We start from the raw sequence: 24,682 nt of genomic DNA, 5'->3' as shown, positions 1-24,682 counted from the left end.
CCGGCGAACGCTGGGCTTACTTGTATGAGATGCTCAGCAGCAGGGCCTTGAGGGCCTGGCCTTCGGTCCCTGCCAGCCAGGACTTGGCCGCGGCGTCGTTGGCGAAGGGCTTCTCGATGAACTTCACGTCGGCCAGGATAACGCCGTCCCCGGCGCGGATGATGCCGTCCAGCGCGGCCCCCTGCCCTGGCTTGGGCGCGCCCGCTGCCAGGTGCATCCGGTAGGTCGCGTGGCTGTCCATCCGGTCCACGTAGAACGCGTAGTGGGCGGCCGGCGCGGGCTGCGCCGCGAGTCCCGGAACCGGCGCTGACTCGAAGACGGTGCGCGTGACCGGGTGCGAGACGCCGTCAGCGATGGGCCCGGAGTATACGGTGGCCTGCTCGGTGCCGCTGGCGTCGATGACCGTTGCGGTGGCCGACTCTGACGGCGACCCGCCGCCGGTGAAGAGCTCAACTTTCCAATCGGCCGGGTACTTGAAAGACACATGTCCGTTCGGGAAGGTGAAGGTCTTCAGTTCGGCAGGATCCGGAGCGGCCGACGGCGTGGTCCCGGGTGATGCCAAACCCCCGGCGCCCCCGGCGCCGCCTGCTGAAGAGGCGGAAGGGCTTGCGGAGGCTGAAGGACTGGCTGAAGCCGAAGCGCCGGCTGAAGCAGATCCCGTCGCGGAAGCGGCCGGCGAAGACGACGACGGGGCGGCCGAAACCATGGCACCGCAGCCAGCCAGGGACAGGGCGGCGGCAGCAGCTAGGACAGAGACGACGGGGGCGCGGAACTCAGGGCGCATGGGGGCCTTTCATGATGACGCCGTCAAGCTCGCAGGGGCTGCTCTGCCCGCCGCATGGGAGTGTCCATGACCCTGTGGCGTGTTCGGCGAAGACTGGTGGAGTTCCCACAGTGGCACGCCCCAACGGCCCGCCACTAGGGACCGCCCAGTAAATCCATCGATTTGTTATAAACGGGGCCGGGACGTTCCGAACTAGCGCAGCACGATATCCACCGGATTGGCCTCCGACCGCCACTGTCCTTCTGTACCCGGTCTGGGGGTGATGACGGGCGCGGTGAGCACGCCGGAACGGTTGGTCCGCCTGTCCCGCAGGATCTCGGTGACCGAGCCCAGGTGCCGGGACAGGTCGATGACGTTCTCGGGGGCCGCCAGGAGCAGCTGGAAGCCAAACTCATGCAGCGCTTTGATGCCCGCGCCCGCGAACTCCTCGGAAGCCAGCACGAACGCCTCGTCCATCATCACGGTGCCGTAGGTGGTGAAGCCCTGCTCCGCGATGCCCAGCTGGTAGCTCAGCGCCGCGGCCATGATGAACGCGGTGAACCGCTGGCGTTCACCGCCGGACATGGAGCCGGTGTCGGCGTGCATGAAGACGTCCGTGCGCTTGCCGCCCTTCTTCCCGGGGGCGTCCACCTCGCGGTGCTCCTTGCACTGGATGAACAGGTGGCCGCGCACGTCCAGCACCTCGGCCCGCCAGCGCCGGTCCTCGGGAGTCTGCGACCCCAGCCGCTTCACCAGCGTTTCCAGCGACTTGTAGCGCGCCGTCAGTTCGGCGTCGTCGTTCTGGCCGGCGTGGGCGGCGTCCGTCTTGCCGTGCCGGGCGTGCCGTGTCTTCAGAGCGTTCTGGATGGCGTCCTTGAACTGCTTGGCCGTGGCCGGGAGGGTCTGCTTGATGTCGAGTTCCAAGTAGCTGCCCTCGTGGAAATTCACCTCGGACAGGATCCCGTTCAGCGGCAGGATCCTGCTGGTGATGGAACGGCGCTCCTCATCCAGCAGGTGGAGCAGGGTGCTGAACGACTCATGCGTGCGCTGGTTGAAGAACTGCCGGAATTCGGCCTCCTGCGCGGGCAGCCCGTCGTTGATGATGGCGTGGTAGCGGGCCTCGAACTCGCCGACGGCGCCGATGGACGTGCCGTGGTCGGCCGAAATGGCGGTGCCCCAGTCGCGGACGAAGCTTTCGAAGATCCGCGTGAGGCGCTCCGAGGTGGCCTGGGCGCGGGACTCTGCAGCGTGCAGGTCGCCGAGCAGCTGGGTCCGCACCCGGCCGGCGAGGTTGTCCAGCTCGTGCATTTCCGTGACGTCGCCGAATTCGGCGAAGTACGGCGCCAGCGCCGCGCTGGTGGAGTCCGACGGCGGGGCCTGGTTCAGGCGGATACGCGCGGCTTCCAGCAGTGAATCGGAGGCGGTGAGCTGCTGGTCCAAGGCCTTGTATTCGCTCTGCAGCACCGCGGCCGCTTCGGTGCTGGACTGGTGCTTCTGGCGCGCCGTTTCGATGTTGGCGCGGAGCGGTTCGAGGTCAGCCTGGGCGGCGAGCGCATCCTTGAGCCGCTGCTCAATCCTGTCAAGCTCCTCCGCGGCGACCGCCGCCGAGACCTGCTCCCACGGGCGGTGGTCCTCGGCCACCCGGCGCAAGGCCTCGAGCTGCCGCGACATGCCCTGGTGTGATTCCTCGCGGCTTTGGGCCAGTTCCGCGGCCTTGGCCAGTTCCTGCCGCAGGTCCTCCGCCTGGCCGGCCACGAGTTCGAGCTTGGAGGCGTTGTCGAAACCGAGGACGTAGTCCTGCCGGCTGGTAAACCGGTCGTCCTTCTCCACGGTGTGCCGGTTGCGCTTGACCACACCGCCCAGGCTCAGACCCTTGTCCAGGGCCGCCAGCTCGTCGGGGTTCTCCACGCACGGGTATGCGAAGTCGAGGGCGATCCGCTCACGGATCCACATGCCGGCTTCGCCGTTTGTCCCGGTGGTGAGGATGTCCAGCTTGGTCAGCAGGTCGCCGTCGGCCACGTCCTCCACCGCAAGTGCCGCTCCGGCGAGCGGCTTGGACACGTCCACCGCGCGCAAAGCGCCGCGGACCGTGTGGCCGTTGAGGTAGCGGGTGACGGCGCCGAAGTGCTCGCCGGGGACCAGCAGCGTGGTGGCCAGGTTCCGCAGCGCGCGTTCAGCGGCGGGGCGCCACTGCTCCTGCCCTTCGGCGAGGTCGATCAGCTCGCCGCCAAACGGCATCTGCTCCTCGGGGATGCCGGTGGCGGCCGCGATCGCGGCCCGGTTTTCAATGCTCGACGGCGGCAGCAGGGACTTTCGCGTTTTCAGCGACACCAGTTCCTGCTCTGCCGCGGCAAGCTCGCGCTTCTTCGTGGCGTGGGCGTCGAAGGCCTCGAAGCGGAGCTCCTGCAGGGCCGCGGAGTCGTCCTTCAGCTCGGCCGAGCGGCTGGCCGCCTGCTCGTGGGCCTGCTCCCAGCCTTCAGCCGTCCACTCCAGGTCCAGGCCGGCTTCCGCCAGAGCCTGCCGGGCCGCTTCCTCCACCTGCTGGCGGAGTTTCAGCCCCACCCGGGCGTTCTCAAGGGACTGCTCGATCGAGGAGATGGCGTTGCCGCCCTGGTTGTTGTACTCCGCCTCGAGCTGCCGGAGGTCCTTGGCCAAGCCGTCCCGCACACCGCGTTCCGCCGCGAGCTCCTTGGCCTTCGCCTGGGCGAGCGCCTTGAAGCGGGCCAGCGTTTTCTCGTGCACTGTGACGGCCAACTGCTGCCGGTAGGCCTCGAACTCCTCGCCCGCGAGCTCGCGGAGCCGGTTCGCGTCCAGCAGCGACTGCGCATACTCCCGGTTCAGCCCCGGGACGGGGGCCAGCTGGTCGCGCTGTTGCCGGACGTCCTCCAGGCGCTGCCGGATGGACATGAGGTTGCTGAATTCCTCGACGACGTCGTCCGCAGCGGCCAGGGTGGCCGGGGCATCCAGGACCTGGTCGCGGAAGAAGGTGTTCACGCTGCCGCCCAGGCCCTTTCCGGCCTGGATGACGCGGAGCAGGGGCAGCGCCTGGTCCGAGTTGATGCCGAGGAGCCGGCGGAACCGCTCCGCGAATGCCTTGTGGACGTCGAAGACCTGGGCGTCCGGGAAGATGTTCTCCAGCGCGGCCCGGGTGAAGCGCTTCTCCGCGATGTCCTCGATGGCGGCGAGGTCCAGCGGCCTGTTGTCGATCAGGTAGTACCGGCCGACGCTCGACTCCGTGCCGTTCTTGGGCAGGTCAAACAGTGCCGAGACCGTCACCCTGGTGCCGGCCGCGTTGTCGAATGTCAGGGCGACGGCGGACCAGGTGGCACCGGGACGCTGGAACGCGCTGGCCGAGCCTTCCCCGACGGCCTTGTCCCCCACCTTGCCACGCATGTATGTGAAGGTGGTCCGTTTGTCCTCCACGGCGCCCGACCTCTGCGCTGCGGCCTCGTTGGAGCGCGGCCGGGCATCGAACACCCGCAGCATGGCGTCGAAGAGCGTCGACTTGCCCACGCCGGAGTTGCCGGTCAGCAGCGTGCCGTTGCGGTCCACATGCATGGTGTGCGCCCCGTGGAACGTGCCCCAGTTGACCACCTGCACCAGGGCCAGGCGCATCTGGCCCGGGTTGACGACCTCGCCCAGCGGAAGCATGCTCGCAATACTCACTTGGCGCTCTCTTCGTCGGTGGTCGGCTTGCGGGACGTCGACGGCAATGCCGCCTCCGCCCCTTCGTGTGCTCCCACGTCGCCTTGGGCGTCGTCGTCGGTGTCTTCTGAAGCGTCCGCGGTGTCGACGTCGAGTTCTATGAGGGGTTCTGTACCTGACGGGTCCGCGGTGGCGGCTATAAGGGCCTCGATTTGGGCGGGGATGTCGCCGATGTTGTCGAAGGGGAGGGCCAGGGGCAGGGCGTTGGAGATGGTGTAGACGTCGTCCAGGGCCGTGCTGAGCAGGAGCTGGCGGGCCAGGAGTTTGGTGATTGCGCGGTTCACCACGTCCGAGTCGCGCAGGGCATCCTGCTGGCCGGCCGGCTGGTAGTGGGCCACGAGCTCCGCGATTTCTTCCTTGCTGATGGTGGGGTCCGTCTGCGCCGTGACGTGGCGGTCCAACAGGAGCCGCAGGCGCAGCAGCACGATCGTTTCCACCCGGCTCAGGGCACGCTGCTGGCGCAGGATGCTGGAGCGGGCGCTGCCGCCGATCGCCTCGGGGTCAACGGGACGCAGCACCGCGATCTTGCGCTCGTGGTCCAGCTGCAGCGTGAGGAACAGTTCTGAGAGGCGGCTGCGCAGGATCAGCTGGTTGTCCAGCAGCGTCGTCCAGAGTTTCTCGTCCCGGCCGCCGTCGACGTACGGGCCTTTCAGCAGCTTTACCAGGGCCTGGCGGACCTTCATGGGCAGCACGCCGGTATCACCCGGAAAGAGTGCGGCGCCGTCCACAAACGTGTCGCGGGGCGTGACGGTGAACGAGTCGGAGCGGGGTGACTCCGCAGCCGATGCCTCGGTGTCCAGCCCGCCGTGTAATTCCTGGGGAACTTCAGTCATGGCGAATCCTTCTTGAGCGTTACCACCGGCAGGTACGCCTTGCGGGTGGTGCCGTCTATCTGTTCGAAGTCGAGGGTCTCCCACGCCAGCTGGTCAAAGCCGGCGCCGGTGTGGAGCGCGTGCGAGAGGAGCGCCCGGATGGAATTGATGTGCTGTTCCTCCGGCGGAAGCTGCTCCCACGCCTCGGCGAGGGTGGAGGCCCCGGCCGCCGCGGCGCGGATTGACTCCGGCCTGGCCTTGGCGGTCCTCGGCGAACGGACCCGGTCCGAGTCGCTGAACGCGATGGGGTCGGCAAGCTTGGGCGGGGCAGCAAACTCGTCCGGATCGAAAAGCTTGACCATCGCGAGGGATTCGAACCCGGCATTGAACAGCACAGGACCGGTGACCAGGCCCGGCCGTTCGCGCTCATAGGGCATGGACCGGATGGCCTGCTCCGCCTCGCGCAGCACCTTGCGGAGCCGCACCGACTGGCGGAAGTCATCACTTTGGACGTAGGTGTTCAGGCTCTCGCTGAGCTTGCCGTAGATGCGCTGGATCTGGCTGTGCTGATGCCGGAGCTCCGCCACCAGGTTTTTCAGGGTTTCGCGGTCTTCCGGCGACAGGTCGTCCGCGAACTGGCGGCTGAGCACCTCGCCGATGGCGGAGCGGAAGCGCAGCTGCTGCTGCGGGTCTTCGAGGAACGCGGTGAAGGAACGGAAGGTCCTGCCCTCCGGGCTCTGGCGCAGCCTCTTGTCCGCCTCAAGAACCTGGGCCATGGTGGCGCCCTTGGTCAGGGATTCCTCGATGATCTGGTTCCGGAGCTCGCCCACGAGCTCCTCGATCCGGTCACGCATCTTCTTGTAGTCCGCGGGCAGGCTGGCGGCCAGGTCCAGGATGTTGCCGGCCGCTTCCACCGCCTGGTCGTCATCGAGGAGGCCGTCGAAGTCGCCCGAGCTGATGTCCTCGATCAGCTGCTGCCGTTCCTCGATCTCCTCCTCCAGCGCTTCCAGCCGGGCGCTCTGGTCCGGGTTGGTCTCGTTGGCGAGCTTCTCCACGTCGCCCAGGAGGGTACCCAGCCGGGAGCCGTTGAGCGTGGACCTTTCGCTGGAGAGGCTGTCCAGGAACGCCAACACACGGGCGGCAGGCTCGGTGACCTCGTACACGATCTGCCCCGACTGGTTCCGGCGCGTCAGGAACTGCTTGCGGGTCCACTCGTCGCCGAAGGACTTCCCGTTGGCGTGGCCGCCCAGCGCCGGGTCCTGGCGGCGCAGCTGCTCGAGGAAGGAGTCGACGTCGGCGTGGAATTCCTCCAGCGGAAGCTGCGGCCGGGTGCGGGTGAAGGACGCCTGCAGGACCGCAATCACCCACGGGGCGGAACGGGTGAGGGCCCACGCCGGTCCTTTGGTGAGGAGCTCAAGATCCCTGAGCCGTGCACTGATCGCATCAGCGGAGGACGTGGCGGACCGGGGCACACACACTCCTTCAGCAAGTTGGGGGATGGTCTGGGCGGCGGAAACCCAAAAACTGGCAACTACAAGGTTAACGCAGAGCCGCTTGCCGGGCCGCGCCTCCTCCCCCGCAAGCCAGCACGCAGGCCTGGTTGACTGTCACGCAACGTTACGTGTGTGACAGATGAGGTTTTCGCAATCACTCCGTGACCTACGGATGAGTATTGTCTCGATCCCGTATCAACGCGGCCACAGCATGGCTGAGAGGCTGGAGGAAGCTCCGCTCCTGGACCTAGTCTCGAGCTACTGATCCATCCGCAGCAACGGCGCAGGGGGAAGCATGGAGTTCGACTTGAGTGCAGTGGAGACAGCCACCCTGGTGTTCATCGGTACGCTGATGTTCGCCTTGGTGCTTGTCCTGTTCGTGGCGGTGGCGGCCTTCGCCGCGCTCGTCCTGGTTGGCGTGGGAAGGCTGGCGTGGCTGGCCGTTGCCGCGGCGCTGCTCAGGACGGTCCACGCGATCAACCACGCCTGGGACAGGCTGGTGCACCACGCCTCTGCAGTCGAGTTTCCCACGGATTTTCAGGGCCAGCCGTCCCCTAGCACCGGAACCTACCCGCGGGTAGCATTGAGGGACAGCTAAAGGGTTCTCCACCCGCGGCGGACCCAGGGCTTTGAGCCGGTCATCCGGTTAAAGGAGATGCCCCGTGAGCTCCGCCACTGACAGCACGGCGACCGAACGCCCGGCTGCCGACAGCACGTCAACAGAGACCGCATCTGCCGGCACCACGGCCGCGGACGGCACTGGCGCCGTTCCGCCCGTGGACAGCCCGGCGTCCGAAACACCCGTTGCTCCCGAGAAGATCGGCGCAGGCGCGTCCGCCGAGGACGCCCGCGCCATCGCCGAGGCTGCACGCGAAACGGAGTGGGCCCGGCCCAGCTTCGCCAAGGGCCTGTACCTCGGCAGCTTCGACCTGGGCCTCATCCATCCCTGGCCCGCCGCCAATCCCGATGACGTGGAACGCGGCGAGGCCTTCATGGCGCGGCTGACGGAGTTCTGCCGCACCATGTCCGGACGGACGATCGAACGCGACGCCAAGATTCCCGACGAGTACCTGCACGGCCTGGCCGAGCTGGGCCTGTTCGGCATGAAGATTCCGCAGGAGTACGGCGGCCTCGGCCTGTCCCTGGTGTACTACGGCCGGGCACTGGCCCTGCTGGGATCCGTGCACCCGAGCCTGGGCGCCCTGCTTTCCGCCCACCAGTCCATCGGTGTGCCGGAGCCGGTGAAGGTGTTCGGCACCCCCGAGCAGAAACGCAAGTATCTGCCGCGCTGCGCCGAGGGGGCGGTCACCGCCTTCCTGCTGACCGAGCCCGACGTCGGCAGCGACCCCGCGCGGATGGGCAGCACCGCCGTTCCCACCGCCGACGGCGAATCGTACGTTCTGGACGGCGTGAAGCTGTGGACCACCAATGGCGTGATCGCCGAACTGGTGGTGGTGATGGCCGTGGTGCCGCAGCGCACCGACGCTGACGGCGCCGTCCACAAAGGCGGCATCACAGCGTTCGTCGTGGAGATGGACTCGCCGGGAATCACGGTGGAGAACCGCAACACCTTCATGGGTCTGCGCGGTATCGAGAACGGTGTGACCCGGTTCCACCAGGTCCGGGTGCCGGCCGCCAACCGGCTGGGCCGCGAGGGCCAGGGCCTGAAGATTGCGCTCACCACGCTGAACACCGGCAGGCTCTCGCTGCCCGCATTGTGCGTGGCCACGGGCCGGTGGAGCCTCAAGATCGCCCGGGAATGGTCCAACGCCCGCACGCAGTGGGGCCGCCCGATAGGTAAGCACGAAGCCGTGAGCAAGAAGATCGCGTTCATCGCCGCCACGGCGTTCGCCCTTGACGCCGTGTTCGAACTGTCCGCGGAGATGGCCGACGCCGGGCTAAAGGACATCCGCATCGAGGCCGCGCTGGCCAAGCTGTGGTCCACCGAAATCAGCTACCGGATCGCGGACGAACTCGTGCAGATCCGCGGCGGCCGCGGCTTCGAGACGGCCGAGTCGCTCGAGGCCCGCGGCGAGCGGGCCGTCCCCGCCGAGCAGCAGCTGCGCGACCTGCGGATCAACCGCATCTTCGAGGGGTCGTCGGAAATCATGCGGCTGCTCATCGCCCGCGAGGCCGTGGACGCGCACCTCGCCGCCGCCGGGGATCTGGCTTCCGCGGAGGCGAGCCTTTCGGACAAGGCGCGGGCCGCCGTCGGCGCTTCCGGCTTCTACGCAAAGTGGCTGCCAAAGCTGGTGGCGGGTGCCGGCATGGATCCGCGGTCCTACAGTGATTTCGGCCGGCTGGCCAAGCACCTCCGCTTCGTGGAGCGGTCCTCGCGCCGGCTGGCCCGGCAGACCTTCTACGGCATGGGCCGCTGGCAGGCCCGCCTGGAGCACAAACAGGCGTTCCTGGGCCGGATCGTGGATATCGGGGCTGAGCTGTTCGCCATGGCGGCCAGCTGCTCCCGCGCCGAGATGCTGCTCCGCACCGCCCCCGAACGAGGCGCCACCGCGTTTGAACTCGCTGACGCCTTCTGCGAGCAGGCGCGCGTCCGGGTCGACGAATACTTTGACCAGCTGTGGCGCAACACCGACGACGGCGACCGCGACGTCGCGCGCAAGGTGCTCGCCGGAGACTACACGTGGCTGGAGGCCGGCGTGCTGGACCAGTCTGAAGGGACCGGCCCGTGGATCGCCGATGCATCCGCCCGGGAATCGACCATGGAGAACCTGCACCGCGCCTACCGCTGACCGTCCGGGCCCTCGCCCGGCACCCACCCCGCCTCTGACAAGGGAAGACGCGCCACACCCAGATACTAAGCATCCTTGCTAATGCCCATTGAACGGAGTTAGCTAGAAACTGAGGCCAGTGCCTTGGCCTCGGCATTGCGTTGCCCGGCTTAGACCCCTGAGTTCGGGTCCGTTCAATGAAAGCGAGTCGCTGATGAGCAGCCCAACCGGCTCCGGGGACAGACGCCCCCGGCGCACTTCCTCTGAATCAGTCACATCCGAAACCAGCAGGCCCGATCTCAACCGGCCGGACCTCGGTCGGCCGGAGCACAGCGCGGCAGACGCCCCCACGGAAGCCACTCCTGTCTACGATGCCACCCAGACCCGGCGGTCGGACCGCTCCGGCCTCACCGGCACGGGCGCTTCGACAGACACGCACACCCGTGCCCTTCACACCACGGACGCGGACGCGCCGTACGCTGAGCGCGACTACACACCCGACCATGATCCTGACGGCCGCCCGGACACGGCACGGCCCGACGATCCGTCCTTCGCCACCCGGGAGATGGCCGCGGCCCGCGAAAGGGAGGCGTTCGGTGGCATCAAGATTGGCTCCGCGTTCTTTGGCTGGCTGGCCGCCACGGGCATGGCTGTGCTGCTGACCGCCCTGGTCGCTGCGGCCGGGACTGCCGTGGGACTTGCCACGAACACCGACGTGAACGCCGCCGTGGGCCGGGCTGCCTCGAACCAGACGGTGGGGATCGCGGGCATCATCGTCCTGCTGGTCATCCTCTTCGCCTCCTATTACAGCGGCGGCTACGTCGCCGGCAGGATGGCCCGGTTCAATGGCGCGAAGCAGGGGTTCATGGTCTGGATCTGGGCCCTGATCGCCGCTGTGCTGGTGGCCGTGCTCGGCATGATCGCAGGCGAACAGTTCAATATCCTGGCACAGCTGAACAGCTTCCCGCGGATTCCGGTCAACGAGGGCCAGGTCACCACCACGGGCATCATTGCCGCCGTCGTGGTTGCCCTGGTGGCGCTGGTCGGTGCAGTCCTGGGCGGCATGGCCGGCATGCACTTCCACCGCAAGGTGGACCGCGCAGGCTTCACCCCCACGGCGGACTATGAGGAGCACTGAACCAGGAACCTGCCGCTACCGGTAAAGCGCGACGGCGTCCACGTAGTACCAGCGCCGGTCCACCCTGAGGAAGCGGCTGGTTTCGTGGTGGAGGCCTCGCTCGCCGTCCTGGCGGAAGTGCGCCTTGAACTCCACGACGCCTTCGGTGTCGAGCGGGCCGCCGCGCTCGGCGGACACAATGTCCAGCCGCCGCCATTCCAGGCCGGGATCGAACTCCAGCTCCGCCGGCCGTGTGCTGGCATGCCACGTTTTGAGGAGGTAGCCGGCATCGAGCAGGACGAAGGCAGAGTAGCGGGAGCGCATCAGCTGTTCGGCGGTGGCTGCCTCTGCCGACCCGTTGTGGAACCGGCCGCAGCAGTCCGCATACTGCTCCCCGGAAAGGCACGGGCAGTTGCCTGAATAGGATTCTGGCTCGGTCATGGCATCCTTTGGAACTTGATGGGGCGCTTGCTGGATCAGCCTATCGGCGTCCTGATGAGGCCGGGTCCTGTAACAGCTTTGAAACAACAGTTGCCGGCGCTTGTCATGAGGGCATGTCGGCAGTAAATAGTCCGTATGGTGGTTAGGGGCTGTTTTCCGGCGTGACCACCGGGCTCGATCACTGCGTGACGGGCCGGGCGCCGATGGTAAGGAGGGTGAAGTGGAAGATCCGACAACGACTGCACTGAACCTGACCTTTTTTGGCACCCTTGGTGTTGCCTTCCTGATGTTCATCGGGCTGTGCATCAGCGTCATGCTCACGCTGGTGATTGCCGGGCTGGGACGCCTGGTGGCGCTGATCGTGATGGCACTGTTCGGCCGCCTGCCCAAGAACGAGACCATCGAGATCGTGCGGCTCGCTGCTGACGGAAGCCCGCTTCCCGCGGACGCAGCTGTGGTGCCGGCAAAATCCAAGGCGAAAAAGGCCGCCAAGGCGCCCCGGCCGGTCCGCGAGCCCCGTGTACCGATCGACTGGAAGAAGCTGCGGACCCGCGCCGGCCTTCAGGAGGCGCTGCGCAACACCGTCGTGCATCATCCCCTGGTCACGGCCGCCCGGCCGGTGCCGCCCGTCCTCGCCAAGGACTGGGCCGACGCCGTGGCCGCCGCCGACGCCCGCGCTGTGGCGCGAGCCCGGGCCGCCACGCCGGAAGTCAAGGTCACCGTGCGGGACCTGCCGCCACCGGACGTTGCCGCGGCCAGCGTGACAGAGGTTGCGCCGCTCGTGGAGTCGGCCCTGCGCCATGACGCCGTGCCGGCCGAACCGTCCAGTCCGGGCGCCGCCGGCAAGGGGGCCGGCAGCAAGGGCGAAACGGTCCGGTCCGCCTTGGCGCTGTCCGCCCAGCCGCCGCGTCCTGCACGGAAACCTGCCGTTGCCGGACACGTCACGGTGCTGGACACCGGGTCCATGACGTCGCTTGCGCAGCACCCGGACGCCCGCACCCGCGCCTGAGCGCACTGGTTCCATACCGCCGGGCGGCAACGGCAGTGAGATTGGGCAGCGAGATAAGCGGCTGGTATCCCTTACCCTGAGCAACCATCTCGGCTAGCGTGAAGCCCATGGAATTCAGATACCTCGGAAACAGCGGATTCAAGATTTCGGAAATCACGTTCGGCAACTGGCTCACGCACGGCTCCCAGGTGGAGAACGACGTCGCCGCCCAGTGCGTGCGGGCGGCCCTGGACGCGGGCATCAGCACGTTCGACACGGCGGACGTCTACGCCAACACCGCGGCGGAAAGCGTTCTGGGCGAAGCACTCAAGGGCGAACGCCGGCAGTCCATCGAGATCTTCACGAAGGTCTTCGGCCCCACCGGCCCCAAGGGCAAAAACGACCTTGGCCTGTCACGCAAGCACATCATGGAATCCATTGACGGGTCCCTCAGCCGGCTGCAGACGGATTACGTGGACCTGTACCAGGCCCACCGCTACGATTTTGAAACGCCGCTGGAGGAGACGATGCAGGCGTTCGCGGACATCGTCCGGCAGGGCAAGGCCCTGTACATCGGGGTCAGCGAATGGACCGCGGAGCAGCTCCGCAACGGCCACGCCCTGGCTAAGGAACTGGGTTTCCAGCTGATCTCCAACCAGCCGCAGTACTCCATGCTGTGGCGGGTCATCGAGGAGGAAGTTGTCCCGGCGTCGGAGGAGCTGGGCGTGTCCCAGATCGTCTGGTCCCCCATGGCGCAGGGCGTGCTGAGCGGCAAGTACCTGCCGGGCCAGCCGCTCCCGGAGGGCAGCCGCGCCACCGATGACAAGGGCGGTGCGAAGATGATCCAGCGCTGGATGCGCGACGACGTCCTGGCCGCCGTGCAGGAGCTGCGCCCGGTGGCCGAGGAGGCCGGGCTGACCATGCCTCAGCTGGCGGTGGCCTGGGTGCTGCAGAACCCGAACGTCGCTTCGGCCATCGTGGGCGCCTCCCGGCCGGAACAGGTGGCCGACAGTGCCGCGGCTGCCGGTGTGCGCCTTGACCCGGATGTCCTGAAGAAGATCGACGCCGCCGTGGGCTCCCTCGCCGAGCGGGACCCGGCCCAGACAAAGTCCCCCGCGACCCGCGAGGCCTAGGAGCACCATGACGGATCTTCCAGACCTTGCGGTCACCGGTGCCACCGGGGTCCTGGGCGGGATGGTGGCCCGCCGGCTGTCCGCCGCCGGGTTTTCCCAGCGCCTGCTGGTACGCGACCCCCGGCGGGCACCGGACCTGGAGGAGGCCCCGGCGGTAGCGGTCAGCTACGGCGACCCCGTGCTGTCCCGCCCGGCGCTGGAAGGCGTCAAGGTGCTGTTCATGGTGTCGGCCGCGGAGGCGGAGGACCGGCTGCAGCAGCATTACGCCTTCGTGGACTCCGCCGCTGAGGCCGGCGTGCAGCACATTGTGTACACGTCCTTCTTCGGTGCGGCGCCGGACTGCACCTTCACGCTGGGCCGCGACCACTACGCCACCGAGGAGCGGATCAGGGCGTCCGGGATGGGCTTCACCTTCCTGCGGGACAACTTTTACCTGGATTTCCTGCCCATGCTGGCCGGGGAGGACGGGGTCATCCGGGGTCCGGCGGGCGACGGCGTAATGGCCGCCGTCGCCCGGGAGGACATTGCCCGGTGCGCGGTGGCAGTGCTGCGCGACCCTGCCGTCCATGCCGGCGCAACCTACAACCTGACCGGGCCGGAGGACATCTCGCTGGAACACGCCGCCGAGGTGCTCACGCGTGCCACGGGCAGGACCGTCACGTACCACCACGAAACCTTGGAGGAGGCCTTCGCCTCCCGCGCTTCCTACGGCGCGCCCGCGTGGCAGGTTGAGGCCTGGGTCAGCACCTACACGGCGATCGCCGCCGGAGAACTGGCCGGGGTCACGTCGGACGTGCACGGCCTCACCGGCCAGGACCCGGTGCCACTTGAGGAACTGGTGAAGCTGCCGCAGCTGTAGTGGGCCCTCGCGGGGCGGTTGACGGTCATATGCGCGCAGCGTAAACCTGTGAGGAGGAGCACGCCTATCAGCCGCTGCACCGCAGCGGCACAGAAACCGCAGCACCGAGCAGAATCGCCAGGCCATGTCCAAGCTGATCTACCGACGCCGACCATCCGCCCGCCCCGCACCCCATACCGGTGTCACAGCGCATTCCGGTGAACCCACGCAAGGCCCGCTCACCAGGGAAGAGCTGCAGCTCGCGGTGCGGAACCACTCGATGCCGCTCGAGGCACTGCGCGAGGACGTGACTCCGCCCGGGCTGCATTATGTGCTGACGCACTTCGATATTCCGCAGGTCAGCGGCGCCTGGCACCTGCGGATCGGCGGCGCCGTGGAGCGGGCCATGGAACTGAGTCTCGCGGCGCTGAAGCGGGATCCGGCCATCAGTGTCCAGGTGACCATGGAATGCGCCGGCAACGGACGGTCCCTACTCCGCCCGCGGCCGCTCAGCCAGCCCTGGACGATGGAGGGTGTGGGGACGGCCGTGTGGACCGGCGTGCCCCTGGCGTACCTGCTGGCCCAGGCCGGCGTCGGGCCGGAGGCCGTCGAAGTGGTGTTCACCGGCCTTGATGCCGGGATCCAGGGCGGCGTCCGGCAGCAGTACGCCCGGAGCCTGCCGATTTCGGAAGCGTCCCGGGCCGACGTCGTCCTTGCCTACAAGATGAACGGCAGCGAACTGCCGCCGCAGCACGGCTATCCGCTGCGCCTGGTGGTCCCCGGCTGGTACGGCATGGCCAGCGTCAAGTGGCTGCAGTCAATCCAGGTGGTCACGACGCCGTTCCGGGGCTTCCAGCAGTCGGTCGCCTACCGCTACCAGCGCAACGCGGACGACGCCGGCACCCCGGTTACGCGGATCAGGGTGCGGTCCCTGATGGTTCCGCCGGGCATACCGGACTTCTTCACCCGCCGCCGGTACCTGCCCCGCGGACCCGTCATGCTGCAGGGCCGGGCGTGGTCCGGTGAGGGCACCGTGACGAAGGTGGAGGTCGGCATCGACGGCAAGTGGGTTCCGGCGCAGCTGGACAAGCCGGCCGGCGCCTTCGCGTGGCGCGGCTGGAGCCTGCCCTGGGTGGCGGACCCCGGCCACCACGAACTGGCGTGCCGGGCCACCGACGCGACCGGCGCGGTGCAGCCGCTGGAGCAGCACTGGAACTACCAGGGCATGGGCAACAACACCGTGCAGCGGGTGCGGGTCACCGTCGAATAGCTCTCACTCCGCCCCTCAGCATCCTTCGTACCCGCTGAGCACGTTCAGCTTGCCCGCCGACGCCGACTCCGGGTCGAAGGTGTAGCCCACCCATTCCCGCGCGAGCCTGCGCGCGAGTTCCAGGCCGACCACCCGCTGGCCCATCGCGAGGACCTGGCAGTTGTTGGAGAGCACGGAACGTTCCACCGAGAAGGGGTCGTGGGCGGTGGCGGCCCGGACGCCTGACACCTTGTTGGCGGCGATGGCCACGCCGATCCCCGTTCCGCAGAACAGGATGGCCCGGTCCGCCTGCCCGTCCCGGATCATTTCGCCGGCCGTGATGCCGACATGCGGGTACGGCTTGCTGAATTCGTCCGGCTCGTCGCCGCGGTTGACCCCGATGTCGATCACGTCAGCCACCCGGGGGTCAGCACGGAGATCCTCCAGGATGCGGTTCTTATAGTCGACACCGGCCTCGTCGGCGCCCACGATGATCCGGAGTGCGGGGGCGGCTGCTGCCGCGGTCATACCGTAGCCTCCGCTTCGGCACCGGCTTGTCCTGCAGCGGCAGGAGAGGCAGGAGAGGCGGCGTGACCGGCCAGGTGTCCGCCGAGCACGGTGAAGATCATGGCCAGGGACGTGGCGCCCGGATCGGCGGTGCCGAGGCTCTTTTCCGCGAGCGGCCGGGCGCGGCCCTTGAGCGGGCGGAGCGTGGCGGTGGTTGCGGCGGCGGACGTTGCAGCGGCGGCGGCTTCCTGCCAGGCGGCCCCGGCGTCGGCGCCCTCCGCCGTGCGGCGGGCCAGGGTTTCGGCGAACGGCAGGAGCGCATCCACCATGGTCTTGTCCCCCGTCTCGGCCTTGCCCAGGTCCGTGATGCGGCCTGCGAACGCGGTCACGGCGGCCGCAAGGTCCGCCGGGCCAGGGGTTTGGCTGTTTCCGAGCGACTCGCCGAGGGCGCGCAGGCCCGCGCCCCAGAGGACCCCCGATGTTCCTCCGGCCCGGTCCGCCCAGGCATCCCCGGCGGCGGCCAGGACGGCTCCGGCCCCGGCGCCCTGGGCGAAAGCGTCAGCTGCGGCGGCCACGGCTGCGTCAACGCCCCTGACCATGCCGCGGCCGTGGTCGCCGTCACCGGCGATGGCATCCATGTCGCCCAGCCGCGGCTCTTCCGCGTGCAGGAGGTCGCGTGCCGCTTCCAGGCCGGCGACGCACGCGGTTGCATACCCGCGGGAGGAAGCGGTGGCGGTGAACGGGACTGCGGTGCTGTCGTCATCGGATGCCTCGGCGGGAAGACCGCTGCCGGCCTGCGCCGCAGTGATTCCCCGGCGGTACGCCGGGGTTTCCGCCGGCGCCGCCCAGAGCGGCTCGAGTTCATCGTCCAGCCAGGTGACGGTGAGGGACACCCCGGCCATGTCCAGGCTGGTGACCAGTTCGCCCACCTCCGGCAGCACCAGGGTGTAGCCGGCATCGCGGAGCAGCGGTGCCACGGTTCCCCACAGGACGAACAGCTCCTCGTGCTTGGTGGAGCCGAGGCCGTTGAGGATGACGGCGATGCGCTGGCCCGCCCCGTCCGGCGTTTCGGCCAGCACACGGGACACCAGTTCGCGGCCCAGGTCTGCAGCTGGCGGGAGGTCGGTGTCGAAGAGGCCGGGCTCGCCGTGGATCCCCAGGCCCAGCCCCATCTGCCCCTCGCCCACCGAGAACAGCGGCCCGTCGGCTCCCGGGAAGGTGCAGCCGGCAAACGCGCTGCCGATGGTTCTGGTGAGGCTGTTGGCCTTGCGGCCCAGGCGGACAACTTCGGCCAGGTCCGCGCCGGCTTCGGCGGCTGCCCCCATGACTTTGAAGACGGTGAAGTCCCCGGCGATGCCGCGCCGCTTGGAGGCTTCCGACGGCGGTGCGCTGGCGACGTCGTCCGTCACCAGGACATTTTCGACGGCGATGCCCTCCGCGGCCAGCCGCTCGCTGGCCATGCCGAAGTTCATCACGTCGCCGGCGTAGTTGCCGTAGGTGAACACCACACCGGCGCCGCTGTCCGCGGCCTTGGCCACGGCATAGGCCTGCCGGGCGGAGGGTGAGGTGAAGATGTTTCCCACCACCGCGCCGTCGGCAAAGCCCGGACCGATGAGCCCGGCGAAGGCCGGGTAGTGGCCCGAGCCGCCGCCGGCGAGGACCGCCACCTTCGGCGCGGCGGGACGGCGGCGGCGCACGGCGCCGCCGGGAACCTGGCGGACCAGTCCGGAGTGAAGATCGCAGAAGCCGGCAAGTGCTTCCTCGGCGAAGTCCGCTGGATTGTTGAAGATTCTGGTCATGGCTGGCTCTCTCTGCGGCGGCGTGTGTCGGGGCGGGGTTGCGGCGCTGCGGGGCGCTCCTAGTGCATGTGGCTTCCGCCGTTGATGTCGATGGTGGTGCCGGTGAGGTAGGCCGACTCCTCGGAGGACAGGAAGGTGATGACGGCGGCAACTTCCTCGGTGGTGGCGTTGCGGCCCAGCGGGATGCCGGCGTTGATGGCGGCTTCCTGCTCCTCGGTGCTGCCGACGCGGATGTTGGTGTCCACGGCGCCCGGGGTGATGGCGTTGATGGTCACACCGGAGTCGCCGAGTTCGCGGGCCAAGGCCTTGGTGAAGCCGAGGATGGCGGCCTTGGCTGCGGAGTAAGGGACCTTGCCGAAGACGCCGCCGCCGCGCTGGGCGGATACCGAGGACATGTTGACGATCCGGCCCCAGCCGTTGTCGATCATGTCCGGCAGGAAAGCCTTCGTGACGAGGTAGGTGCCGGTGGAGTTTACGGCCATGACCTTGTTCCAGAGGTCAAGAGTGGTTTCCAGGAAGGGCACCGGCGAGGTGATGCCGGCGATGTTGGCCAGGGCACCGACGGCGGGAAGGGCGCCGCTGTTAACCTCGGCCGAAACTGCCTTGTAGGCGGCGTTGACGGACTCCTCGTTGGCCACGTCGATCTCGTGGCCGAACGCCGGGACGTTGAATTCGTTGCCGATTTCGGTGGCGACCTTCGCGGACTTCTCGCCGTCGAGGTCAAGGATCACCACGCCCCAGCCCTGGCTGGCGTAGCGGCGGGCGGTGGTGATGCCGATGCCCCGTTCCGAGGTGGCTCCGGTGAGGACGGCGGTGCGCTGAATGGCGGTCATGATGGCTCCTAAGAGGTTTTTGTGGGGGGTGGTCAGATGAGGTCGGTGATGAAGCTGGCTGCCTTGGCGGCGGCGGCCGGGCGTTCGTCGTGGGTGATGTCCCGGGTTTCCAGTTCCAGGCTGAAGTGCCCGGCGTAGCCCTGCTCGGCCAGGCCCCGCAGCCCGGCCGCGAAATCGGCCTGGCCGTTGCCGATGCTGAGGTTGATATTGCCGGGCACGGCATCGCGCAGGTGTACGTGGGCTATCCGGCCCTCGTGGCGTGCCAGGTACTCCAGCGGGTCCTCGCCGGCGGCGACGATGTGGCTGAAGTCCATGACAATTCCGACGCCGGAGCCCGCCAGCCGCTGTGCCAGCAGTTCTGCGCGTTCCAGGTTCCAGCAGAACCGCAGGAAGTGCAGCGATTCGGTCCAGAGTTCGACGCCGAACCCGGCCGCGCGCTCCGCCGCCCGGATGAGCTGCGACGCGACGGTGTCCAGATCCTCCTCGAGGCTCCGTACCGGCTCGTGGCTCAGCGCACCGCAGGGAAGGACAAGCGCCTTGGCCCCCGTTTTGGCGGTGAGGGTGAGCAGCGCATCAAGGTGCCTGTCCCGCCCGGCCTGCCGGCCGGCGTCGAGCACTGCATTCAGATCCCCGATATCCCCGTTGACGGAACGAACCCGCAGGCCGGATGCGGCCACGTCACAGGCCACGGCTGAGACGGCATCCGCGTCAACCTCGTACGGGACGTGGTCGCAGACGCCGGGGAGGGCGCCGAGGTCGATCTCGGCGAAACCCAGCCCCGCGATGGTTCGCAGGGCTGTTGGCAGGTCCTGGTGGCGGAAGCTGATTGATGAGCACCCGAGTCGGGAGTGGAACATCGTCGTCGATCCTCTGGTCGTGCCCGGCAGGCGATGGTGATGGACACCACATTAACTCGGGCGACTGTTAACAGTCAACTCCCGACGGTGACTGTTGACAGTCAGCCATGACGCAGGTCACACTGGGACGTATCTTGTTAACAGTCGACCGAGCTGGAGCTTCTTCAGCCGCTCTTCGAAAGGGAACCACCGTGAGCAAAGATGCTCTGACCATGCGCGGTCCGGTCCACGGCACTAAGGACGCCAGGCGTGTTGCCATTGGCTCGGGCGTCGGCGCCGTGATCGAGACCTACGACTTCATCGGCTTCGGTACCGCCGCAGCCCTGTACTTCGGCACTGCCTTCTTCCCGGGAAGCGATCCTGTCACCGGGACCCTGGCTTCTTTTGCCACCCTCGGGGTCGGCTTCGCAGCCCGTCCGCTGGGCGGCATCATCGGCGGCCACCTCGGCGACAAGGTGGGCCGCAAACCCGTTCTGGTCGCCTCCCTTATTCTGATGGGCCTGGCCACCTTCGCCATCGGCCTGCTCCCCACCTACGCCGCAGTGGGACTGCTCGCCCCGGCGCTGCTCGTGTTCGTCCGCATTGTCCAGGGCCTGGCCTTCGGCGCGGAATGGGGCGGAGCGATCCTCATGAGCTACGAGCACGCACCTTGGAAAACCAAGGGCAAGTACACGGGCATTGTCCAGGCGGGCTTCCCGGTAGGCCTGCTGCTGGCCAACCTAACCTTCCTGTTCAGCGTCCAGTTGGGCAGCGAACTCGCCTGGCGCATTCCGTTCCTGGCCAGCATCCTGCTCGTGATCGTCGGGCTGATCATCCGCTCCAAGGTTCCCGAGTCCCCTGTCTTTGACGAGGTCAAGGACCACGGCGACATCGTCAAGTCGCCGATCGTGGAGGTCATCAGGACCGACTGGCGCAACATCGTGAAGGGCATTGGCCTGCGAATTGCCGAGACCGCCGGCTACGCCGTGTCCATCACCTACATGATTTCCTACATCAACAGCCAGCACCTGGCTGACAAGTCCCAGACCCTGGTGGCCCTGTGCATTGCGTCCGCCATCGGCATCTTCGCCACCCAGGCCTGGGCAGCTCTCACCGACAAGATCGGCCGCCGCCCGCTGTACGTCTGGTCCACCGCGTTCGCCGCGCTGTTCGCCATTCCGATGTTCCTGCTGGTCAACACCGGCATGTTCGTCTTCATCATCGCCACGATCGTGATCTCCTACGCGGTCTGCCAGAACTCCCTCGCCGGGGCCCAGGGCGCATGGTTCCCCGAGCTCTTCCAGGCCAAGACCCGCGCTTCCGGCGCCTCGCTGGCCTACCAGATCTCCGCCATGGTCTCCGGTTTCACCCCCTTCATCACCACCTTGCTGTTCGTCAGCTTCGGCTGGATTGGGCCGGCCCTGCTGTTCGGCACCTACGCCCTGATCGGCCTCTGGGCAGCCGTCGCCACCCGGGAAACCTGGGGCAAACGGGAGCGCGAGCTGGCTGATGAGATCACCAAAAGCACCCCCCAGTCGGTGAGCGCCTGATGACCGCCGTCAACGAAGCCAGCCCGCAGGAACTGCAGCCACAGGACCTGCAGGACCAGACACTCCCCCGGAAGGAACGCATGACCCAGGAAACTGCAGCAGAACGACTCGAACGGGTCAGCGCCGCCGCCTACCGGATCCGGCACCACGCGCTGAACATGGGCGAGGTCCAGGGCCAGGGCTACGTGGGCCAGGCGCTCGGGGCAGCGGACATGCTCGCCGTCGTCTACGCCGACCAGCTCCGGTACCGCGCCGAGGACCCGCACTGGGAAGCCCGCGACCGCTTCCTGCTCTCCACCGGCCACTACGCCATCGGCCACTACGCGGCCCTCGCCGAGGCTGGCATCGTCCCGGTCGAGGAACTCGAAACATACGGCTCGGACGACTCCCGGCTCCCGATGTCCGGCATGTCCACTTACACCCCGGGCATGGAGATCTCCGGCGGTTCCCTGGGACACGGACTGACCATCGCCGTCGGCATGGCCCTGGGCCTGCGCTACCAGGCCTCGGAGGCCAGGATCTACAACTTCCTCTCCGACGGCGAACTGGACGAAGGCTCCACCTGGGAAGCCGCCATGGGTGCCCACCACCACCAGCTCGGCAACCTTACCGCCATGGTGGACATCAACGCCCTGCAGGCCGACGGCAAGACCGACACCGTGCTCCGCACCGAACCCATCACCGAGAAGTGGGAAGCCGCCGGCTGGTACACCCAGCGGGTGGACGGCAACGACGTCGCCGCGCTGCTGGCCGCGTTCGACAACGCCGCAGCCCAGGCCGCAACCAGCGGACGCCCCTCCGTGATCCTCTGCGACACCAAGGTGGGCCGCGGCGTCCCGCTGCTGGAGGAACGGGAAAAGGCGCACTTCATGCGCATCGAAGAACACGAATGGCAGACCTGCCGCGAGCAGCTGACCGCAGGATACGAAGGAAAGGCCGCCCGATGAGCACCACCGCTGTGAAGGCCACCGGCACCGCCCCCAAGCTCAAGACCTCGGCTATGATCGCGTCCTTCGCCGATCCCGGCCAGAAAACCGCCTCCGCCCCGTTCGGGCACGCACTGGTCAAGGCCGCGCAGGAGAACGACAGGATCGTCGGCCTCACCGCGGACCTGGGCAAGTACACTGACATGCACATCTTCGCCAAGGCCTTCCCGGAGCGCTTCTTCCAGATGGGCATGGCCGAGCAGCTCCTCTTCGGCGCAGCCGCGGGGCTTGCCGAAACCGGGCTGGTGCCGTTTGCCTCCACGTACTCCGTGTTCGCAGCCCGCCGCGCCTACGACTTCCTCTGCCTGGACGCGGCCGAGCCCAACCTGAACGTCAACATCGTGGGCGGCCTCCCCGGCCTCACCACCGGCTACGGCCCCAGCCACCAGGCCACCGAGGACATGGCGATCTTCCGCGGCATGCCCAACCTGACCATCGTCGACCCCTGCGACTCGCTCGACATCGAGCAGGCCGTCCCGCAGCTGGCCGCCAGCGAAGGACCCACCTACCTTCGCCTGCTCCGCGGCAACGTGCCCACGGTCCTGGACGAGTACGACTACACCTTCGAACTCGGCAAGGCCAAGGTCCTGCGCGGGGGCAACGACGTCGTCTTCGTCTCGTCCGGCCTGATGACCATGCGCGCCCTCCAGGCAGCCAAGGCGCTGGCTGAACACAACGTGGACGTCACCGTCGTGCACACCCCCACCATCAAACCGTTCGACGCCGAAACCGTCCTGGCCGAGATCAACACCGACCGCCTCGCGCTCACGCTGGAGAACCACAGCGTGGTGGGCGGTCTGTTCGAAACCGTTGCGTCCGCCGTCGTGACCGCCGGCCTCGGCAAGCGCGTGGTGCCGGTGGCACTGCCCGATGAATTCCTCGACGCCGGCGCCCTGCCCACGTTGCACGAACGCTACGGCCTGTCCGTCCAGCGCATCGTGGCGAAAGTACTCGCCGAACTCGGCTAATAGGGGACACGCAGCCACGGCAGGAGCGCAGCCGACAGTCCATTAGCGCTCCTGCCGTGGCATCATTGTTAACACGGCAACTGTAGACAGTTGACCTCTGACCTTGGGGAGAATCCGATGGCCACAGCAGCCCTTCTGGGACTGGAAAAGAAAAGCCTCCGCGAGCAGGCGCTGGCCGCTTTGCGCACCGCCATCACCAGCGGAGCGCTCGAACCCGGCCGCCACCTTGTGGAAACCGAGCTCTCCGAGATGCTGCAGATCAGCCGCGGCACGCTCCGCGAGGCCCTGCGGCAGCTCCAGCAGGAAGGCCTCGTCTCCGCGGGCACCCGTGGCAGACTCTCGGTCCGCCACTTGGATGCCAAGGAAATCCGCGACATCTACTCAGTGCGCGCTGCCCTTGAATCCCTGGCGGCCCGCACGCTCTGCGAACTTCCGGACCGCCAGCACGTCATCGGCTCGCTCCGCACCGCCATCCAGGCCATGGAGGCTGCCACCCACGGAACCATGGAGGAGCGGGTGGAATCCGATCTCGACTTCCACCGCACCATGTGCCGCCTCACCGGCAACGAGACCCTGCTGCACTCGTGGGAATCCCTGGAAGGGTCCATCCGGATGTCCATCATGTTCGCCGGGCTCGAAAAAGGCGTGCGGAACATGAGCGTGGACCGGCACAACGACATCGTCGCCGCCATCGAAACCGGCGACGCCACACTGGCCCGCAACACCATCCGCGAGCACATGGACTCCGCCGCCGCCGTCCTGGTGGCCCAGGCCTAGCCGCCCCCCGATTTCTTGCCGAGAGGTGGGATCCCGGCGCATACGCCCAGCGAAAGCGCCGGGTTCTCCCCTCTCGCGGCGTTTGTGGTTTTGAGCGAGATCAGCGTGTCCTGGCCAACACGCCCGGAGCGCGTTTAGCTGCCCAGGGCCCTGGGTACCTCAACCAGTGCACCGTACCGACCCATCCGACTGAACCGGCTCATTCGTCCCGACGGCTTCATTGTTTGCGACGGACTTATCGTCTCGGAAAGGCGGTGATCATGGATCGCCACACATCTGCCACCTGGGCCTCCGGCCAGACAACCGGCGACGCCGCGCTGGACATCCTCGTCCCCACCTTCAAGCGGCCTGCCGAACTGGCAGTTACGCTCGCCGGGCTCGCATCCCAGGACCGCCCCGCCTTCCGCCTGGTGGTCAGTGACCAGTCGGACGGGCCGCCGGCCTGGGAGCACCCGCCGGCCGCCAGCCTGCTCCGGGTCCTCGCTGCACAAGGAACAGCAATTGAGCTCCACCGACACCTGCCCCGCCGCGGCCTTGCCGAACACCGCCAGTTCGTACTGGAACAGGCCCGGGCGGACAAGGTGCTGTTCCTTGATGACGACGTATGGCTGGAACCGGGCGCGCTGGCCACGATGAGCGATGCCCTGGATACCCTGGGCTGCGGCTTTGTGGGCATGGCCCCGCAGGGTCTGTCCTATTTGAAGGACCGGCGTCCGGAAGAGGCAGCTTCCTTCTCGCCGTGGCAGGGACCCGTGACCCCTGAGCGCATCCGTCCCGGCGCGGAGGGTTTTCAGCGGTGGCCCCTCCACAGTGCGGCCAACCTGGCCCACCTGAGCGCCGACCTGGGTCTCAAGGCGGGGCAGTGGATACCGTACAAGGTGGCGTGGCTGGGCGGGTGCACCATGTTCCGCCGGCAGGCCCTGGAGGACGTTGGCGGCTTCCGGTTCTGGACCCGCCTGCCGGCCGAGCACTGCGGCGAGGATGTGGTGGCCCAGTGGCGGGTGATGGAAAAATTCGGCGGCGCGGGCATCCTTCCGTCCGGTGCCGTCCACCTGGAATCCCCCACCACAGTTACGGACCGCCGCGTGGAAGCCTTCGAGGTCGTGCTTGCAGAGAATATTGACGCCACCACCCAACAACTAGCTGAAAGGTACTGAC

21 protein-coding genes are annotated in these 24,682 nt (G+C 67.8%); 12 read left to right on the top strand and 9 right to left on the bottom strand.

Annotated elements, in window-relative coordinates:
• Positions 1 to 16: 16 nt before the first annotated feature.
• The 4 genes from ABIE00_RS24605 to ABIE00_RS24590 all read right to left on the bottom strand — a co-directional run bounded on the left by ABIE00_RS24605 (position 17) and on the right by ABIE00_RS24590 (position 6,752).
• Complete coding sequence (locus tag ABIE00_RS24605; protein WP_354263213.1) at positions 17 to 562, bottom strand: hypothetical protein; 546 nt, start codon at positions 560 to 562, stop codon at positions 17 to 19.
• A 414-nt stretch (positions 563 to 976) separates the two neighbouring features.
• A complete protein-coding gene (locus tag ABIE00_RS24600) occupies positions 977 to 4,429 on the bottom strand; it encodes an ATP-binding protein (RefSeq protein ID WP_354263212.1) in 3,453 nt (1,150 codons plus the stop codon).
• Positions 4,426 to 5,301 (bottom strand): DUF4194 domain-containing protein, encoded by an 876-nt coding sequence (locus ABIE00_RS24595; protein ID WP_354263211.1) that lies wholly within the window; start codon positions 5,299 to 5,301, stop codon positions 4,426 to 4,428. The genes ABIE00_RS24600 and ABIE00_RS24595 overlap by 4 nt, the downstream gene beginning before the upstream one ends.
• Positions 5,298 to 6,752, bottom strand: coding sequence for a DUF3375 family protein (locus ABIE00_RS24590; protein ID WP_354263210.1), 1,455 nt, complete (start codon positions 6,750 to 6,752; stop codon positions 5,298 to 5,300). Before ABIE00_RS24590 ends, ABIE00_RS24595 begins: the two co-directional genes overlap by 4 nt.
• A gap of 316 nt (positions 6,753 to 7,068) precedes the next feature.
• On the opposite strand from ABIE00_RS24590, the gene ABIE00_RS24585 reads away from it, so the two are divergent.
• The 3 genes from ABIE00_RS24585 to ABIE00_RS24575 all read left to right on the top strand — a co-directional run bounded on the left by ABIE00_RS24585 (position 7,069) and on the right by ABIE00_RS24575 (position 10,640).
• Positions 7,069 to 7,371 carry a hypothetical protein gene (locus tag ABIE00_RS24585; protein ID WP_354263209.1) on the top strand — a complete coding sequence of 101 codons (303 nt, stop codon included), beginning with the start codon at positions 7,069 to 7,071 and terminating at the stop codon, positions 7,369 to 7,371.
• A 178-nt stretch (positions 7,372 to 7,549) separates the two neighbouring features.
• A complete protein-coding gene (locus ABIE00_RS24580; RefSeq protein WP_354263512.1) occupies positions 7,550 to 9,523 on the top strand; it encodes an acyl-CoA dehydrogenase family protein in 1,974 nt (657 codons plus the stop codon).
• A gap of 193 nt (positions 9,524 to 9,716) precedes the next feature.
• A complete protein-coding gene (locus ABIE00_RS24575; protein WP_354263208.1) occupies positions 9,717 to 10,640 on the top strand; it encodes a YrzE family protein in 924 nt (307 codons plus the stop codon).
• Positions 10,641 to 10,655: 15 nt separating this feature from the next.
• On the opposite strand, the gene ABIE00_RS24570 is transcribed toward ABIE00_RS24575, so the two are convergent.
• Complete coding sequence (locus tag ABIE00_RS24570; RefSeq protein WP_354263207.1) at positions 10,656 to 11,060, bottom strand: YchJ family protein; 405 nt, start codon at positions 11,058 to 11,060, stop codon at positions 10,656 to 10,658.
• A gap of 220 nt (positions 11,061 to 11,280) precedes the next feature.
• Here ABIE00_RS24570 and ABIE00_RS24565 point away from each other — a divergent pair, with 220 nt between their 5' ends.
• The 4 genes from ABIE00_RS24565 to ABIE00_RS24550 all read left to right on the top strand — a co-directional run bounded on the left by ABIE00_RS24565 (position 11,281) and on the right by ABIE00_RS24550 (position 15,289).
• A complete protein-coding gene (locus ABIE00_RS24565; RefSeq protein ID WP_354263206.1) occupies positions 11,281 to 12,069 on the top strand; it encodes a hypothetical protein in 789 nt (262 codons plus the stop codon).
• Between the two features lie 107 nt (positions 12,070 to 12,176).
• A complete protein-coding gene (locus ABIE00_RS24560) occupies positions 12,177 to 13,181 on the top strand; it encodes an aldo/keto reductase family protein (protein WP_354263205.1) in 1,005 nt (334 codons plus the stop codon).
• 7 nt (positions 13,182 to 13,188) lie between these two features.
• Entirely contained in the window at positions 13,189 to 14,040 is an 852-nt protein-coding gene (locus ABIE00_RS24555; RefSeq protein ID WP_354263204.1) for an SDR family oxidoreductase, read from the top strand.
• Positions 14,041 to 14,164: 124 nt separating this feature from the next.
• Positions 14,165 to 15,289, top strand: coding sequence for a sulfite oxidase (locus ABIE00_RS24550; protein WP_354263203.1), 1,125 nt, complete (start codon positions 14,165 to 14,167; stop codon positions 15,287 to 15,289).
• Between the two features lie 15 nt (positions 15,290 to 15,304).
• On the opposite strand, the gene ABIE00_RS24545 is transcribed toward ABIE00_RS24550, so the two are convergent.
• From ABIE00_RS24545 to ABIE00_RS24530, 4 genes are read right to left on the bottom strand one after another with little or no spacing between them, the layout of a single operon-like run.
• Positions 15,305 to 15,796, bottom strand: coding sequence for a ribose-5-phosphate isomerase (locus tag ABIE00_RS24545; protein ID WP_354263202.1), 492 nt, complete (start codon positions 15,794 to 15,796; stop codon positions 15,305 to 15,307).
• Positions 15,793 to 17,574 (bottom strand): dihydroxyacetone kinase family protein, encoded by a 1,782-nt coding sequence (locus ABIE00_RS24540; RefSeq protein ID WP_354263201.1) that lies wholly within the window; start codon positions 17,572 to 17,574, stop codon positions 15,793 to 15,795. Before ABIE00_RS24540 ends, ABIE00_RS24545 begins: the two co-directional genes overlap by 4 nt.
• Before the next feature lie 59 nt (positions 17,575 to 17,633).
• Positions 17,634 to 18,407 carry an SDR family NAD(P)-dependent oxidoreductase gene (locus ABIE00_RS24535; protein ID WP_354263200.1) on the bottom strand — a complete coding sequence of 258 codons (774 nt, stop codon included), beginning with the start codon at positions 18,405 to 18,407 and terminating at the stop codon, positions 17,634 to 17,636.
• A 32-nt stretch (positions 18,408 to 18,439) separates the two neighbouring features.
• Positions 18,440 to 19,264 carry a sugar phosphate isomerase/epimerase family protein gene (locus ABIE00_RS24530; RefSeq protein ID WP_354263199.1) on the bottom strand — a complete coding sequence of 275 codons (825 nt, stop codon included), beginning with the start codon at positions 19,262 to 19,264 and terminating at the stop codon, positions 18,440 to 18,442.
• Positions 19,265 to 19,455: 191 nt separating this feature from the next.
• Here ABIE00_RS24530 and ABIE00_RS24525 point away from each other — a divergent pair, with 191 nt between their 5' ends.
• The 5 genes from ABIE00_RS24525 to ABIE00_RS24505 all read left to right on the top strand — a co-directional run bounded on the left by ABIE00_RS24525 (position 19,456) and on the right by ABIE00_RS24505 (position 24,681).
• Positions 19,456 to 20,793, top strand: coding sequence for an MFS transporter (locus ABIE00_RS24525; RefSeq protein ID WP_354263198.1), 1,338 nt, complete (start codon positions 19,456 to 19,458; stop codon positions 20,791 to 20,793).
• Positions 20,794 to 20,873: 80 nt separating this feature from the next.
• On the top strand, positions 20,874 to 21,740 hold the full coding sequence (locus tag ABIE00_RS24520) for a transketolase (RefSeq protein WP_354263511.1): 867 nt from the start codon (positions 20,874 to 20,876) through the stop codon (positions 21,738 to 21,740).
• The gene (locus tag ABIE00_RS24515; protein ID WP_354263197.1) at positions 21,737 to 22,747 is read left to right on the top strand and encodes a transketolase family protein; all 1,011 of its coding nucleotides are present in this window, start codon (positions 21,737 to 21,739) and stop codon (positions 22,745 to 22,747) included. The genes ABIE00_RS24520 and ABIE00_RS24515 overlap by 4 nt, the downstream gene beginning before the upstream one ends.
• 117 nt (positions 22,748 to 22,864) lie before the next feature.
• Positions 22,865 to 23,524: a GntR family transcriptional regulator gene (locus tag ABIE00_RS24510; protein ID WP_354263196.1), complete on the top strand. Its 660-nt coding sequence runs from the start codon at positions 22,865 to 22,867 to the stop codon at positions 23,522 to 23,524.
• Positions 23,525 to 23,784: 260 nt separating this feature from the next.
• The gene (locus ABIE00_RS24505; protein WP_354263195.1) at positions 23,785 to 24,681 is read left to right on the top strand and encodes a glycosyltransferase family 2 protein; all 897 of its coding nucleotides are present in this window, start codon (positions 23,785 to 23,787) and stop codon (positions 24,679 to 24,681) included.
• The last annotated feature ends 1 nt before the right edge of the window (position 24,682 follow it).

This window comes from Arthrobacter sp. OAP107, assembly GCF_040546765.1.
Taxonomy (GTDB): domain Bacteria; phylum Actinomycetota; class Actinomycetes; order Actinomycetales; family Micrococcaceae; genus Arthrobacter.
The sequence above is the reverse complement of the archived record's forward strand: the minus strand, read 5'-3'. Positions and strand labels throughout refer to the sequence as shown.